Raw genomic sequence first — 14,797 nt, forward strand, 5'->3', positions numbered from 1 at the left:
CCCCGGCCCGCCTCCGGGCCGCGGGGCACCGGCGGGCGGGACGGGGCGCGGGGCGGCCGGGCCGGTCAGTCCCCGGCCGGAGCGTGCTCGGCGGCCGTCCGCAGATCGACCTCGCGCCAGAAACCGGCCCGGATCGCGTAGCGGTCGTGCTCGTCGATCTGGTCGTCCTTGTGGGCGAGCAGCCCGAACCGGGCCGCGTAGCGCAGCAGTTCACCGTCGATGCGGTGCGGGATGCGGGGGTACTCCGTCGACAGCTGCTGGAGGTGCGCGGTGTCGGAGAGCCGGTCGGTCCAGCGGCGGGCGAAGACCTGGCCGACCTCGAAGGGGTCGCCGCTGACGGCGGTGATGTCCTCCTCGCGGTCCGCCCAGCGCTGCTCGGCGCTGGTGAGCTGGGCGAGGGTGGGCAGCGCCGCGGTCTCGGAGGGTTCGCCGACCGGGCCGCCGCGCTCGACCCAGCCCTTGTCGGACGACCAGCGCAGGGTGGCACCGGTCGCGGGCGCCTGCGGGGCGCCGCTGCCGGCGCCGCCAGGCCCCTGGCCCGCGACGTGCGCCCGGCCGAGACCGGCCAGGTCCTTGGGGGTGGGCACGACCTTGGAACCGGCGGCGCCGGGCTCGTCGCCGGCGGCCGGTGCGCCCTCGGTGCCGGCCGGCGGCCGGGAGACGCCGTTGGCGCCGTTGTGGTCATGGGTGTGCTCGGCGGCTTCCGGGCCGGATGCGGCGGCCGCCGCGGCGGCCGCGGCCGCGACGGCGGACTCCGGCAGCGGGGCGGAGAGGATCGCGGCGATCTCGGGGCGGGGTACGGGCGGCGGGGCGCAGGGACCGCCGAGTTCCTTGGCGCGTACCGCGCGGGTGATCCAGGTCCGGTCCAGCACCCGTCGCTCGTCGGCCTCGGCGACCAGGTCCTCGGACTGGTTGTAGTCGCCGTCCGCGGCCTGGACGGCCCACAGGTGGACGGCGACGCCGTGCTCCTTCGCCGACATCAGGCCGGGCAGCAGGTCGCCGTCGCCGGTGACCAGGACGATGTCGGAGCAGGCGCGGTTCCGTGCGAGCTCGGTCAGCTCGGCGTGCATCGCGGCGTCCACGCCCTTCTGTGCCCAGCGCCCGTCGCTGCGGGTCAGGGCGCCGAGCCGGACGGTGACGCGGGGCATCACACGCAGCCGCCGGTGTTCGGGTTGCGGGACGCGGTCGGGTGCGCCGTCGAACCAGTAGATCCGCAGCAGCGGGCGTTCGGTGTCCGCCTCGGCGCGCTGGCGCAGGCCCTGGATGAGGGCGGCGTGATCCACCGTGATCCGGGAACGGGCGGGCTCTCCGGCGAGCAGGCTCGCCGCGGCGCCGAGCAAATACCCGGCGTCCACCAGGACGACACAGCGATCCACGATCCACCCTCTTCCCTGAGGTGCTGATGTCCGGTCGCCCCCCGGCTCGGCCCGTGGCACGAGTTTTCTTCGGTTGTCCTTCGAGTCTGCCCGACCCTACGGGCGTTATCTGCCCGAACTCGATCATCGGCGTGGCGGATTCGGCGGGGATCTTGAGTACAGCGTGTGATCAACCATATAACGCAGGGTAATTGCCCGAAATGCAGGCGTCTGTCCGTCATGTAAGTCTGGTTCCGGCCCCGATCCCCATTCCCCCTCAGGAGGCACGATCATGGCCAAGGACAAGAAGCAGGACCGAAGTCAGCAGCAGAAGACGGCATCCGCGGCCGAGCGCGGCCAGCAGGAGGCCCAGAAGGCGAGCCTGGAGGCACAGTCCCAGTCGCGGTCGCAGGCGCAGGGCAGCCCGGCCGATGTTGCACGTAAGCACCAGCGGCGCTTCGGTCACAACTGATCCACGCCGTACAGAGGTTGAGGGGCGCGTCCGCTACGGGCGCGCCCCTCGGGGTTGGAACGGCCGGGGCCGGCGGATCAGCCCGCCAGGCAGGACGGGCCGAGCAGCACCTTCAGATCGCCGAACAGCGACGGGTCGGGCGTGACCCGGTGCCGGTCCAGCCGGAGCACGGTCGTCTTGCGCGCCCCTTGGAGCTTGATCCGCACCTCCGTGGAGCCGCGGTGGCTGCTGAGCACCTCACCGAGCTTCTCGACCATCGGCGGGGTGACCTTGACGGTCGGAATGGTGATCGTCACGGGGGCGTTGGTGCCGGCCTCCGAGAGGTCGGGGACCATCATCTCCATGGCGACCAGCCGCGGGATGTCCTCCCGCTTGTCGAGCCGGCCCTTGACGAACACCACGGTGTCCTCGACGAGTTGGGTGGACACCAGCTGGTAGGTCGCCGGGAAGAACATGCAGTCGATGGAGCCGGCCAGGTCCTCGACCGTGGCGATGGCCCAGGCGTTGCCCTGCTTGGTCATCTTGCGCTGGAGACCGGAGATGATGCCGCCGATGGTGACGATCGACCCGTCCGAGTAGTCGCCGCCGGTCAGCTGGGCGATGGCGGCGTCCGCCTTGTCGGACAGCACATGCTCCAGGCCGAAGAGCGGGTGGTCGGAGACGTAGAGACCGAGCATCTCGCGCTCCTGGGCGAGGAGGTAGGTCTTGTCCCACTCGATGTCCGAGAACTCCACGTCCAGCCCGAAGCCGGGGCCCTCGTCGGCGCTGGTGTCGCCCATGCCGCCGAAGAGGTCGAACTGCCCCTCGGCCTCCTTGCGCTTGACCTGGACGACGTTGTCGATCATCGGTTCGTAGTGGGCCGTCAGGCCCTTGCGGGTGTGGCCCATCTCGTCGAAGGCGCCGGCCTTGATCAGTGATTCGGTGGTGCGCTTGTTGCAGACGACCGCGTCGACCTTGTCGAGGTAGTCGGGGAAGGAGAGGTACTTCCCCTTCGCCTTGCGGCACCGGATGATCGAATCGACGACGTTCTGGCCGACGTTGCGGACCGCGGTGAGGCCGAAGAGGATCACATCGTCGCCCTGGGCGGCGAAGTTGGCCTCGGACTCGTTGACGTTCGGCGGCAGCACCTTGATGCCCATGCGCCGGCACTCGTTCAGGTAGACCGCCGACTTGTCCTTGTCGTCGCGCACCGAGGTCAGCAGCGCGGACATGTACTCGGCCGGGTAATTGGCCTTGAGGTAGGCGGTCCAGTAGGTGACCAGGCCGTACGCGGAGGAGTGCGCCTTGTTGAAGGCGTAGCCGGCGAACGGGACCAGGACGTCCCACAGCGCCTGGATGGCCTGGTCGGAGAAGCCGTTCTTCCGCGCGCCCTCCTGGAAGAGGACGAAGTTCTTCGCCAGCTCCTCGGGCTTCTTCTTGCCCATCACGCGGCGGAGGATGTCGGCCTCGCCGAGGGAGTACCCGGCGATGATCTGGGCGGCCTTCTGCACCTGCTCCTGGTAGACGATCAGGCCGTAGGTGAGGCCGAGGACCTCCTTGAGGGGCTCCTCCAGCTCCGGGTGGATCGGGGTGATCTCCTGGAGGCCGTTCTTGCGCAGCGCGTAGTTGGTGTGCGAGTCCATGCCCATCGGGCCCGGTCGGTACAGGGCCGAGACGGCGGAAATGTCCTCGAAGTTGTCGGGCTTCATCAGCCGCAGCAGCGAACGCATCGGGCCGCCGTCGAACTGGAAGACGCCGAGCGTGTCACCGCGGCAGAGCATCTCGTACGTCTTGGGGTCGTCCAGCGGCACGGAGAGCATCTCCAGCTCGACGCCCTTGTTCTTCTTCACCATCTTGACGGCGTCGTCCATGATGGTGAGGTTGCGCAGGCCCAGGAAGTCCATCTTCAGCAGGCCGAGCGACTCGCACTGGGGGTAGTCCCACTGCGTGATGGTGACGTTGTCGGTGTGCCTGACCCAGACCGGGGCGTGGTCGACGATGGGCTCGCTGGACATGATCACGCCGGCCGCGTGCACACCCATCTGCCGGACCAGGCCCTCGACGCCCTTGGCGGTGTCGATGACCTTCTTCACGTCCGGTTCGTTCTCGTACATCCCCCGGATCTCGCCGGCCTCGCTGTAGCGCGGGTGCTTGGGGTCGGTGATGCCGGAGAGGTCGATGCCCTTGCCGAGGACGTCGGCGGGCATGGCCTTGGTGAGGCGGTCACCCATCGCGTACGGGTAGCCCAGGACACGCGCGGAGTCCTTGATGGCGTTCTTCGCCTTGATCTTGCCGTACGTGCCGATCATGGCGACCTTGTCGGCGCCGTACTTCTCCGTGACATACCGGATCACTTCGACGCGCCTGCGCTCGTCGAAGTCGATGTCGACATCGGGCATGGAGACGCGCTCGGGGTTGAGGAACCGCTCGAAGATCAGCCCGTGCGTGATCGGGTCGAGGTCGGTGATGCCCATGGCGTACGCCACGATCGAACCGGCCGCGGAACCACGGCCGGGGCCGACCGCGATGCCGTTGTTCTTGGCCCACATGATGAAGTCGGCGACCACGAGGAAGTAGCCGGGGAACCCCATCTGGATGATGATGTCCATCTCGTACTCGGCCTGCTTCTGCCGGTCCTCGGGGACACCGCCCGGGTAGCGGCGCTGCATGCCGACCCGGACCTCCTCCTGGAACCAGGTGACCTCCGTGAAGCCCTCCGGGATGTCGAACTTCGGCATCAGGTCGCGCTTCTCGAACATCCCGTCGGTGTTGATCTGCTCGGCCACCAGGAAGGTGTTGGCGCAGCCCTCCTGCCAGGCGTCCGAGGAGTCGATGGCGTACATCTCGTCCGTGGACTTGAGGTAGTAGCCGGTGCCGTCGAAGCGGAAGCGGTCCGGGTCGGAGAGGTTCTTGCCGGTCTGGATGCACAGCAGCGCGTCGTGCGCCGTGGACTCGTGGGCGTAGGTGTAGTGCGAGTCGTTGGTGACCAGCGGCGGGATGCCGAGCTTCTTGCCGATCTCCAGCAGGCCGTCGCGGACCCGGCGCTCGATCTCGATGCCGTGGTCCATCAGCTCCAGGAAATACCGGTCCTTGCCGAAGATGTCCTGGTACTCGGACGCGGACTTCAGCGCCTCGTCGAACTGGCCGAGGCGCAGCCGGGTCTGGAGCTCACCGGAGGGGCAGCCGGTCGAGGCGATCAGACCCTCGGACCACTGGGAGATGGTCTCCTTGTCCATCCGCGGCCACTTCGTCAGCCAGCCCTCGGCATAGGCGTCCGAGGACAGCCGGAAGAGGTTGTGCAGACCGGTCTTGTTCGCCGCCCAGATCGTTTTGTGCGTATAACCACCGGAACCGGAGACGTCATCGCGCTTCTGGTGCGGCTGGCCCCACTGGACCTTGCGCTTGTTGCGCCGCGACTCCGGCGCCACATACGCCTCGATGCCGATGATCGGCGTCACCCCGGCCTTCTTCGCCGAGTGGAAGAAGTCGTACGCGCCGTGGAGGTTGCCGTGGTCGGACATGGCGATATGCGTCATGTCCATCTCGTTGCACGCCTTGAACATGTCCGACAGCCGCGCCGCACCGTCCAGCAGTGAGTACTGGGTGTGGACATGCAGGTGCGTGAAGGGGGGCCTGGACGAGGCTGCCACGGCGGAGGACCTCCAAGAGAACAAAGCGGCGCAAAGCGCCTCGGCGAGGGACGGTGACCGGCCGACGGATGGACGGCCGGCGACGGATGGGTGAGACGGTCTCGAAGTCTACGACTCCTGACTGACAATCGCCGGGCACCGACGAGTAGCCTCGCGCGTTGTCAGTGGCAGAACCGCGACGGGCTCCGCCACGGCTCTCCGTACCCCCTTCCGCACCTCAGGAGGCACCCAGCGATGCCGTCCCAGCACGCCCCGGCGCAGGACGCCGAGCAGCGCGGCGAGGAGATCCTCGCCGTTTTCGACACCGCCTTCGGGGAGCTGCTCGCCGCCGACCCCGCGGCCTTCCGTGTGAAGTTCCGGAAGATGGCCGCCTCCGCCTTCGCCTTCTACCGGGGCACGGCCTGTCTGTTCTACCGGGACCTGGAGGCCGAGCAGGAGGACGGCGGCAAGGACAGCGGCCCGTATCTGGACGAGCGGACCGGGCGGGTGTGGATCCACGGCGATCTGCACGCCGAGAACTTCGGCACGTACATGGACTCCACGGGCCGGCTGATCTTCAACGTCAACGACTTCGACGAGGCGTACGTCGGCCCGTTCACCTGGGACCTCAAGCGGTTCGCCGCCTCGGTCGCGCTGATCGGCTACGCCAAGGCGCTCAGCGACAAACAGATCACCGACCTGGTGCGCACCTACGCCGCCGCCTACCGGGAGCGCATCCACGCGCTGGCCTCCGGCTCGAAGAGCTCCGACCGGGACGAGCTGCCGCCCTTCACGCTCGACACCGCCGAGGGCCCGCTGCTGGGCGCGCTGCGTATGGCCCGCTCGCTGACCCGGTTCGGGCTGCTGGACTCGATGACGGAGATCCGCGACTTCGAGCGCCGCTTCGCGGCGGGCGGCGGCAGCGTCGAGCTGGACGCGGCGACCCGCTACAAGGTCCTCGCCGCCTTCGACGGCTATCTGGAGACACTGCCGGAGTCGAGCCTGGACCGCCCGGACTCCTACCGCGTCAAGGACGTGGTCGGCCGCCGCGGCATCGGCATCGGCTCGGCCGGCCTGCCGTCGTACAACATCCTTCTGGAGGGCAACAGCGACGCCCTGGAGAACGATGTCGTGATCTACATGAAGCAGGCGCAGACCCCGGCCGTCTCCCGGCACATCACCGACCCCGGGATCCGCGGCTACTTCCAGCACGAGGGCCACCGCACGGTGATCTCCCAGCGCGCCCTGCAGGACCACGCCGACCCGTGGCTGGGCTGGACCGAACTCGACGGCGCGGGCCAGCTGGTCGCCGAGATCTCGCCGTACGCGGTCGACCTGGACTGGTCGGACATCGACGACCCGGAGGAGATCGCCGCGGTGGTGGCCGACCTGGGCCGGGCCACCGCGACCATGCATGCCGCCGCCGACGACGAGAGCGGCCACTCGCTGGTGCCGTTCTCGACGGAGCGGGCCATCGACGCGGCCATCGCGGCCGACGAGGACGGCTTCGCGTCGCTGCTGGTGGACTTCGCGCACTCCTACGGCGCCCGCGCCCGCGCCGACCACCAGATCTTCGTGGACCTGTTCCGGAACGGGCGGATTTCAGGGCTACGGTGAGCCGCTCCGTCACTATGCGCCGCCAGGCAGCGTCGCCCGGACACGTTCGGTAGCCGCCGGTTACCTGCTGACCTGCACGGACTGCCACGTGGGACGGCACACCAGTGGCTCAGGACAGTGCAGCGCGGCCCCGCTCACCGCGCTGCACCTCACCTGCCCTCACCTTCGTCACCCGCCGGCGCATGGCTCGGCGCTCCTTGCGACGCCTCGCCGATCTCACCGGCACCGCCGGGTCATCACGGCAAGACCTCGGCACCCCCAGGACGCCGCTCCGAAGCGAACTCTCAGCAGCGGCAGCCCGTGTGCCATCAGGCGACTGGACAGCCGCACGGCGAACATTGCGGAAAACCGTCGGCTCAAACAGCGACAGGGCTCTATTGGCGAATCGATATCACGGATCGGCGATAGCCGCAATACCGAAAAAACACAGCTGCACCGTCACCGAACACGGCGGTCCTTTGAATGTATCTCAGGGGCACAACCATCACTCCAAATGGAACCGGATATTCCATTAAATCCTTCGCCAGCACCCGCAGAATGGGGTAGCATCCCCCCGTTCCGATAAGCGAAGGAATAGGGGAGGAAAGATGAAACTCAAGAAGGCACTTGTGTCGATTGCCGCCACCACAGCAGCACTGGGGGGCTTCACGATAGGCGGGGCAACGCCGGCCAGCGCCGCCGGCTACGGATGCGGGAGCGTCGGACACAACAACTCTGACGCCGTACATAAGGTCGTGGTAGGGGACATGCTCAATGGTCCGTCCGCGTCGTGCAGGCAGATCAGGTCTGTGGCACGCGGCACAACCTTTTATGCATGGTGCGGCGTCTACAACAAGCACGGAAACCTCTGGGTGTACGGGCGCACATCGGACGACTCCACGGGGTGGATTTACTCACAGGACTTGACCAAGGAGTCCGGGTCGGTCAAGATCTGCTAATTTCGGTCTCGCGTAACGGTTCGCCGGATATCTGGTCGCCCTTTTGCCTTGTTCCGGAGGAACTGCGACTGCTTCACTGAAGCGCCAGGTGGGTTTCGGTTTCCACGGCTCCCGAATTGGACTTCGGCTCGTCGAGGCGGAGTGGATACCGATCAGCCGAGGTTCGGGGAGTGCGTCGCCGCCCGATCGCAGATGTTGGTGACTTCCGCGTTGGAGTGCGGCTCCGGGTGGTCCTTCTGGTGCCACCTGGACCGCCGGCAGCAGGCAGCAGGCAGCAGGCTAAGGCCGGCTGCACGGGCATCGTGCTCGCGAAGCTGAACGTGGCCGGCGAACTGGACCGAACGCGCGCTGCATGGGCGGCTCCCTCAACTGTGCGAAAAAGGAGGGAGCCGCGACCGGTCCGTCGCCGGTCGGCCGAGGGAAGTCGGGCAGCAAACACCACCTGATCTGCGATGGCAACGGTGACCCAGCTCCATCTCATCACCACCGCAGCGAACATCGGCGACGTCACGCAGACCTCGCCCTGGTCTGCGGCAGTTGAAACGTCTCGCCGTGAGCTGGGGGCGACGCCTCAAACTCCACGACGCCTTCCTCTCGTGGGCCGCAGCCTCATCTGCCGGCGTCGCGTGAAGAAGACCAATTCATGATCCCGTTACGAGTTCATAGCCAGGCCGGCAACTTCAAGGCGGACTGGAAGATCTCCCGCCAGATACGCTTTTGCACGGCTTCCGCTCTGCTGTAGCAGGCCCGCAACCGGCTCCCCGCCGCTGTCCGGGCCACGATCAACCACCGCCGTCTACGGGTGGCGACCGCACGTCCAGCTCGTCGGGGCGTCCGCCGCCCCTTGCGGGCCTGGGCAGGGGCCTTGACAGGGAACTCAAAGGGACCCTTTAGGGGCCGCCTACAGGAACCCATGGCACACTCCTCCTCGATGGACATATCCGGGACCCAGCTCAGAGCCGTGCGCGCGGCGCTCTTCACGGCGCTCGTCGTGGCGCTCTCCGCCACGTCGCACGTACTGCTCTCCCGGGCCCCCTTGCCGCTGACCACGGTGGCGGCCATCACCACCGCCGTCTTCGTCATCGCGTACGCGCTGGCGGGGCGCGAGCGCGGCTTCGGGCGGATCGCCGCCCTGCTGATCCCGCTTGAGCTGGCCGCCGACACGGTGTTCACCGCCGGTCAGCACGTCTGTTACGGCGAGGCGGGCGGCCCGGTGGCGGGTCCGCTGCGCTCCGTCGGCTTCGGCGTGCTCTGCGGTGGGGCTCCCCTGGGGACACCGCTGGCCAGGATGACCGGCGACGAGCACGGTGGCGCGGCGGCGCTGCTCGCGGACGTCGACCCGGGCGCCGCCTGGCTACTGCTGGGGGCGCACGTCGGTGTGGGCCTGCTGGCGGCGGCCTGGCTGCGCCGCGGCGAGGCGGCGCTGGCGCAGCTGCTCGGCGCGGTGGCCGGCTGCGCCTTCCGTCCGTTGCTGGTCGCTGTCACGGTGACCGGCGCCCCGGCCGCCCCCCGCCGGCCCGCGCCCGCCTACGCCCGATCCGTCGGGCCCGCCCGCGCCGTCCCGCTGCTCGTGCACAGCGTCGTCCGCCGTGGACCGCCCTGCGCGCTCGCTGCCTGAGACCGGCCGCGCCCTGTGCGCGCCCCTCGGACAGCACCGCACCCAGGCATCCCCCGTCCACGGATCACACGGAGCACCACAGTCATGAGCAATCGCAACAGCCAGGCCAACAAGCAGGCAGCCCGTGAGCGGCTGCGCGCCGAGCGTGAGCGGCAGGCGAAGAAGGAGCGGCTGCGCCGGCAGCTGATCGTCGGCGGCGCGGTCGTCGGCGTGCTGGCGGTGGCCGGCGGCATCGGGTTCGCGGTCGCCAATGCGGGCGGCGGCAAGAGCAACGCCGCCGAGAGCGCGGGCGGCAGCCAGGCGTGGGCGAAGGCCGCGAAGGCCAAGCTCGTCAAGCCCGCCAACACCTCCGGCAGCAAGGGCACCACCATCGTCGTGGGCAAGCCGGACGCCAAGAACACCCTGGAGCTGTTCGAGGACCCGCGCTGCCCCGGCTGCGCCGCCTTCGAGCAGACCGCCGGCGCCACCGTCGAGAAGGACATCAAGGACGGCAAGTACAAGGCCTCGTACCACCTGGGCACGTTCCTCGACAACAACCTCCAGGGCACCGGCTCCAAGAACGCGCTGAGCGCGCTGGGCGCCTCCCTCAACGTCAGCCCGGACGCCTTCCTGAAGTACAAGTACGCGCTGTACTCGAAGGAGTTCCACCCGGACGAGACCGGTCCTGACAAGTTCGCCGACGACAGCTACCTCATCAAGGTCGCCGACACCATCCCGGCGCTCAAGGGCAACGCCGCCTTCCAGAAGGCCGTCAAGGACGGCACGTACGACCGGTGGGGGCTGGAGGTGTCCAAGGCCTTCGACTCCGTCAAGGACGTCAAGAGCACCCCGACGATCAAGCTCAACGGCACGGTGCTGGGCACGGACACCCCGCAGGGCAAGGCGGCACCGTCCAGCGTGGCCGCCTTCAACTCCCAGGTGGACAAGGCGCTGAAGAAGTGACGTAGCGGCCGGCTCCCCGGCCGGTCCGCCTCCGGTGTTTCTCGGCCGGCGTGCTCCGTGCACGTCGGCCGATGCCAAATCTTGACCCGGTGGTGCCGTGCACATGGCAGACTCCCGGCATGCAGGCGACGGGAGTACGCCCCCGGACCCGGCCGGCGGCCGCGCCGGGGGTCCAGCTCCGGGCGGTGCGGGCGGTGTTGTTCACCGTGCTGTGCACCACCCTGTCCGCGGCCTCCCATGTGCTGCTCTCCCACGCCCCGTTGCCGCCCGCGCCGGTCGTCGCGGTCTTCGCCGGTGTCTTCGCCGCGGCCTACGCACTGACCGGGCGGGAGCGTGGCTACGGCTCGGTCGCCGCGCTCCTGGTACCGCTGGAGCTGGCCGCCGACACCGTTTTCACCGTCGGACAGCACACCTGTTACGGGGCGGCCGGCGGCCCGGTCACCGGCCCGCTGCGCTCGGTCGGCGTCGATCTGCTGTGCCGGGGCGGCGAGTTGGGCACCCCGCTGGCCCGGATGGCCGCGCACCCGGGCTCGCCGCTGCCGCCGGCCGTTCCGGCGGCGGCCCCCTGGCTGCTGCTCGCCGCCCATGTCGTGGTCGGCCTGCTCGCCGCCGGCTGGCTGCACCGCGGCGATGCCGCCCTGGACGCCCTGCTGCGCGCCGCCGCGGCCGGCGCGTTCCGCCCCCTGCTCACCGCGGTCGCGGTGGCCGCCGCCGCACTCACCCCGCCCCGCCGGCGGATCCGCCCGCTGCACCCGACGGCGCCGGCCCGCCCGCTCCCCCTCCTCCTGCACTGCGTACTGCGCCGCGGCCCGCCCCGTCCGGCCGCCGCCTGACCAGCCCGCAGAAGCCAGCAACACCCTCGAGGGGACGGCACCACCCATGAGCAACCGCAACAACCAGGCCAACAAGACCGCGGCCCGCGAACGCATCCGGGCAGAGCGGGAACGCCAGAAGAAGAAGGAGAAGCTGCGCCGCCAACTGACCGCGGCGGGCGCGGTGATCGGCGTCCTGGCCCTGGCCGGCGGCATCGGCTACGCCGTGATGAAGGCCAACGAGCCCAAGGGCTGGGAGGCCGCCAAGGAAGCCAAGCTCGTCACGCCCGCGCACACCCAGGGCAAGAACGGCACCGAGATCCTCATAGGCGACAAGAACGCCAAGCAGACCCTGGAGGTCTTCGAGGACGTCCGCTGCCCGGCGTGTGCGGCCTTCGAGCAGAGCAGCGGCGAGGCCCTGCTCAAGGACATCGAGGACGGCCGCTACCGGGTCCGCTTCACGATGTACACCTTCATCGACGGCGTGGGCGGCGGCGAGGGCTCGAAGAACGCGCTGAGCGCGCTCGGCGCGGCGCTGAACGTCAGTCCGGAAGCCTTCTTGAAGTACAAGGCGGCGCTGTACTCGGCCAAGCACCACCCCGACGAGCGCGAGGACGTCTACGGCAAGGACTCCGAACTCCTCAAGGTCGCCGCCGACGTGCCGGAGCTGAAGAACGACAAGGCGTTCGCCACGGCGGTCAAGAAGGGCACCTACGACCGCTGGGCGATGGACATGACCGCGCTCTTCGGCCGTAAGGGCATCAAGCGCACGCCCAGCTTCATGCACGGCGACAAGGCGCTGGTGATGCCCCAGGTGCCGCAGCAGCAGATGACGCAGGCGCAGTACAACCAGCTCGCGCAGGCCAACTTCAAGAAGATGATCGACAAGGAGTTCGGCCCGGCGAAGGGCTCCGCGGACCAGGGCAAGGACGGCAGCAAGGGCGAAGGCGGCGGGAAGGGCATCCGCGAGGGCGAAAAGGACCCCACGGGCGCGAACTGAGTGCCTTTCGGACAACGGGCGGGCGAATTCTCGGGTTTTCGGGATTCGCCCTCCCGGGTTCGATTACCGGCCAGTAAGGTGATCGGCCGTGACCGATCATGACCAGATCTCGCGCCGCACTGCCGTCACGGCCGTAGCCGCCACCGCCGCTCTTCTGCCGTTCGCCGGCGCCGCCACCGCGCACGCCCAAGAGGCCGCGGCCCAGGGCTCGTTCTTCCAGCACGGGATCGCCTCCGGTGACCCGCTCCCCGACGGCGTCCTGCTGTGGACCCGGGTCACGCCGACCGAGGCGGCGACCCCGGGCTCCGGCCAGGGGCCGGCCACCAAGGTGAGCTGGCAGGTGGCGAGCGACAAGGGCTTCACGTCCGTCGTCGCACGGGGGACCCTGACCACCTCCGCCGCCGCCGACCACACCGTCAAGGCGGACGTCCGCGGCCTGCACCCGGCCACCCACTACTACTACCGCTTCACCGTGGACGGGCAGCACTCCCCCGTCGGCCGGACCCGCACCGCCCCCGCCCACGACATCGCGGCCGGCAATGTCCGTTTCGGCGTGGTCTCCTGCGCCAACTGGGAGTCCGGCTACTTCTCTCCCTACCGTCATCTGGCCGCCCGCACCGAGCTGGACGCGGTGCTGCATGTCGGCGACTACCTCTACGAGTACAAGTCCGGCGAATACCCGGAGTTCAAGTACGTCGTCCGCCCGCACACCCCCGCCCACGAGCTGCTGACGCTCGCCGACTACCGCATGCGGCACGGCGCCCACAAGACCGACCCGGACGCGATGGCCATGCACGCCATGCACCCGGTCATCGCCATCTGGGACGACCACGAGTTCGCCGACAACGCCTGGAAGGGCGGCGCGGTGAACCACACCGCGGACACCGAGGGCCCCTGGTCCGCGCGGATGGCCGCCGCGAAGCAGGCCTACTTCGAGTGGATGCCGGTGCGCCCCTCGATCGCCGGCACCACCTACCGCAGGCTGCGCTTCGGCACCCTCGCCGACCTGCATCTGCTGGATCTGCGGTCGTTCCGCGACGCACAGGCCAAGCCGGGCAGCGGGGACGTCGACGACCCGGGCCGCACGATCACCGGGCGGGCCCAGCTGGACTGGCTCAAGTCCGGACTCGAACGCTCGGACACCGCCTGGCGGCTGGTCGGCACCTCGGTGATGATCTCGCAGGTCGCCTTCGGCGCCGTCCCCGCGAAGCTGCTCGGACCGCTCGCCGAGATCCTCGGGATACCCAAGGAGGGCCTGGCGATCAACACCGACCAGTGGGACGGCTACACCGACGACCGGCGCGAGCTGCTCGGCCACCTCAGCGACCGCGGTATCGACAACACCGTGTTCCTGACCGGCGACATCCACATGGCCTGGGCCAACGAGGTGCCGCTCCAGGCCGCGACCTACCCCGCCGACCGCGCGGTGGCGACGGAGTTCGTGGTCACCTCCGTCACCTCCGACAACGTGGACGACTTCCTGCACGTCGCCCCGCACACGGTCTCGATGGCCGGGGTCGCCGCCATCAAGGCCGCCAACCGGCACGTGAAGTGGCTGGACATGGACTCGCACGGCTACGGGGTGCTGGACGTCACCGCCGAGCGGACGCAGATGGACTATTTCGCCATCTCCGACAAAACCGACCCGCAGGCCACCAGCACCCTGCTGCGCTCGTACCTGACCCGGACCGGCAGCCAGCAGGTGGAGCGGGCGGACCAGCCGCTCATCTAGGGCATGCCGGCCGGGGCCCGGCCTGCTTTCACAGCTCGGCGAGGAAGCCCAGGGCCACCTTCCAGGCGCTCTCCGCCGCCTCCACGTCGTAGTCGGGGAGATCGGGATCGGTGAAGAGGTGGCCGGCGCCGGCGTAGCGGAAGACCTCTACGTCCGCGCCGGCCCGGCGCATCTGGAGATACCAGGCGTTCAGCCAGTCGTGCGGCTCGTACGGGTCCGGGTCGGCGACATGCAGCTGCACCGGCAGGTCGTCGGCGACGGTACCGTCCGCGATGTCCGAGGTGCCGTGCAGCAGAAGCAGCCCGCGGGTCCGCTCGTCGCCCAGCGCGAGGTTCTGGGCGACCGAGCCGCCGAAGGAGAAGCCGGCGTAGACCAGTCCGCGGTCGGAGTAGGGCGCCACGGCCGTGATGGCGCGCTTGAGCAGCTCCTCCTTGCCGATCTCGTCCTTGATGAGAATGCCGTCCGGGACCGAGTCGGCGGTCCGGCCGTCGAACAGATCGGGGACGATCACCTCATGCCCCGCGGCGCGCAGCCGGTCCGCCGCCGCGTGCACCGCGGGACGCAGCCCGCACACCGAATGAATCAGGACAATCGTCGAAAGTCCGCTGGTCGAGGACTCGGTGGAGGCCGGCACTGACATCACTTCCCTGGGGTTGGATCGATCTCCCCCCCATCGTGCCAGTTACGGTCACGGGGACCGGGT

The 14,797-nt window shown here is 69.2% G+C and carries 11 protein-coding genes; 8 read left to right on the top strand and 3 right to left on the bottom strand.

From position 1 onward, the window contains the following. Positions 1–65 precede the first annotated feature (65 nt). Positions 66–1,376 (bottom strand): NYN domain-containing protein, encoded by a 1,311-nt coding sequence (locus K7C20_RS09765; RefSeq protein WP_053209736.1) that lies wholly within the window; start codon positions 1,374–1,376, stop codon positions 66–68. Between the two features lie 271 nt (positions 1,377–1,647). On the opposite strand from K7C20_RS09765, the gene K7C20_RS09770 reads away from it, so the two are divergent. After that, positions 1,648–1,827 (top strand): hypothetical protein, encoded by a 180-nt coding sequence (locus tag K7C20_RS09770; RefSeq protein ID WP_030085912.1) that lies wholly within the window; start codon positions 1,648–1,650, stop codon positions 1,825–1,827. A gap of 77 nt (positions 1,828–1,904) precedes the next feature. Here the strand turns inward: K7C20_RS09770 and dnaE are convergent, their stop codons facing one another. Further along, positions 1,905–5,456 (bottom strand): DNA polymerase III subunit alpha, encoded by a 3,552-nt coding sequence (dnaE, locus tag K7C20_RS09775; protein WP_030085910.1) that lies wholly within the window; start codon positions 5,454–5,456, stop codon positions 1,905–1,907. A 234-nt stretch (positions 5,457–5,690) separates the two neighbouring features. Here dnaE and K7C20_RS09780 point away from each other — a divergent pair, with 234 nt between their 5' ends. The 7 genes from K7C20_RS09780 to K7C20_RS09810 all read left to right on the top strand — a co-directional run bounded on the left by K7C20_RS09780 (position 5,691) and on the right by K7C20_RS09810 (position 14,094). Further along, positions 5,691–7,052, top strand: a complete 1,362-nt coding sequence (locus K7C20_RS09780) for a DUF2252 domain-containing protein (protein ID WP_053209735.1) — start codon at positions 5,691–5,693, stop codon at positions 7,050–7,052. Positions 7,053–7,639: 587 nt separating this feature from the next. Then, positions 7,640–7,990, top strand: coding sequence for an SH3 domain-containing protein (locus K7C20_RS09785; protein ID WP_150127311.1), 351 nt, complete (start codon positions 7,640–7,642; stop codon positions 7,988–7,990). A 931-nt stretch (positions 7,991–8,921) separates the two neighbouring features. After that, entirely contained in the window at positions 8,922–9,608 is a 687-nt protein-coding gene (locus K7C20_RS09790) for a hypothetical protein (RefSeq protein WP_030085908.1), read from the top strand. An 84-nt stretch (positions 9,609–9,692) separates the two neighbouring features. Beyond that, positions 9,693–10,550, top strand: coding sequence for a thioredoxin domain-containing protein (locus tag K7C20_RS09795; RefSeq protein WP_030085906.1), 858 nt, complete (start codon positions 9,693–9,695; stop codon positions 10,548–10,550). 119 nt (positions 10,551–10,669) lie between these two features. Then, entirely contained in the window at positions 10,670–11,383 is a 714-nt protein-coding gene (locus tag K7C20_RS09800) for a hypothetical protein (protein WP_053209734.1), read from the top strand. A 46-nt stretch (positions 11,384–11,429) separates the two neighbouring features. Further along, complete coding sequence (locus K7C20_RS09805; RefSeq protein WP_030085900.1) at positions 11,430–12,362, top strand: thioredoxin domain-containing protein; 933 nt, start codon at positions 11,430–11,432, stop codon at positions 12,360–12,362. Between the two features lie 88 nt (positions 12,363–12,450). Then, positions 12,451–14,094: an alkaline phosphatase D family protein gene (locus K7C20_RS09810; protein WP_030085894.1), complete on the top strand. Its 1,644-nt coding sequence runs from the start codon at positions 12,451–12,453 to the stop codon at positions 14,092–14,094. A gap of 28 nt (positions 14,095–14,122) precedes the next feature. On the opposite strand, the gene K7C20_RS09815 is transcribed toward K7C20_RS09810, so the two are convergent. After that, positions 14,123–14,734 (bottom strand): dienelactone hydrolase family protein, encoded by a 612-nt coding sequence (locus K7C20_RS09815; protein WP_048829982.1) that lies wholly within the window; start codon positions 14,732–14,734, stop codon positions 14,123–14,125. Positions 14,735–14,797: the final 63 nt, after the last annotated feature.

The sequence above is a fragment of the Streptomyces decoyicus genome, from assembly GCF_019880305.1.
In the GTDB taxonomy this organism is placed as follows: Bacteria; Actinomycetota; Actinomycetes; order Streptomycetales; family Streptomycetaceae; genus Streptomyces; species Streptomyces decoyicus.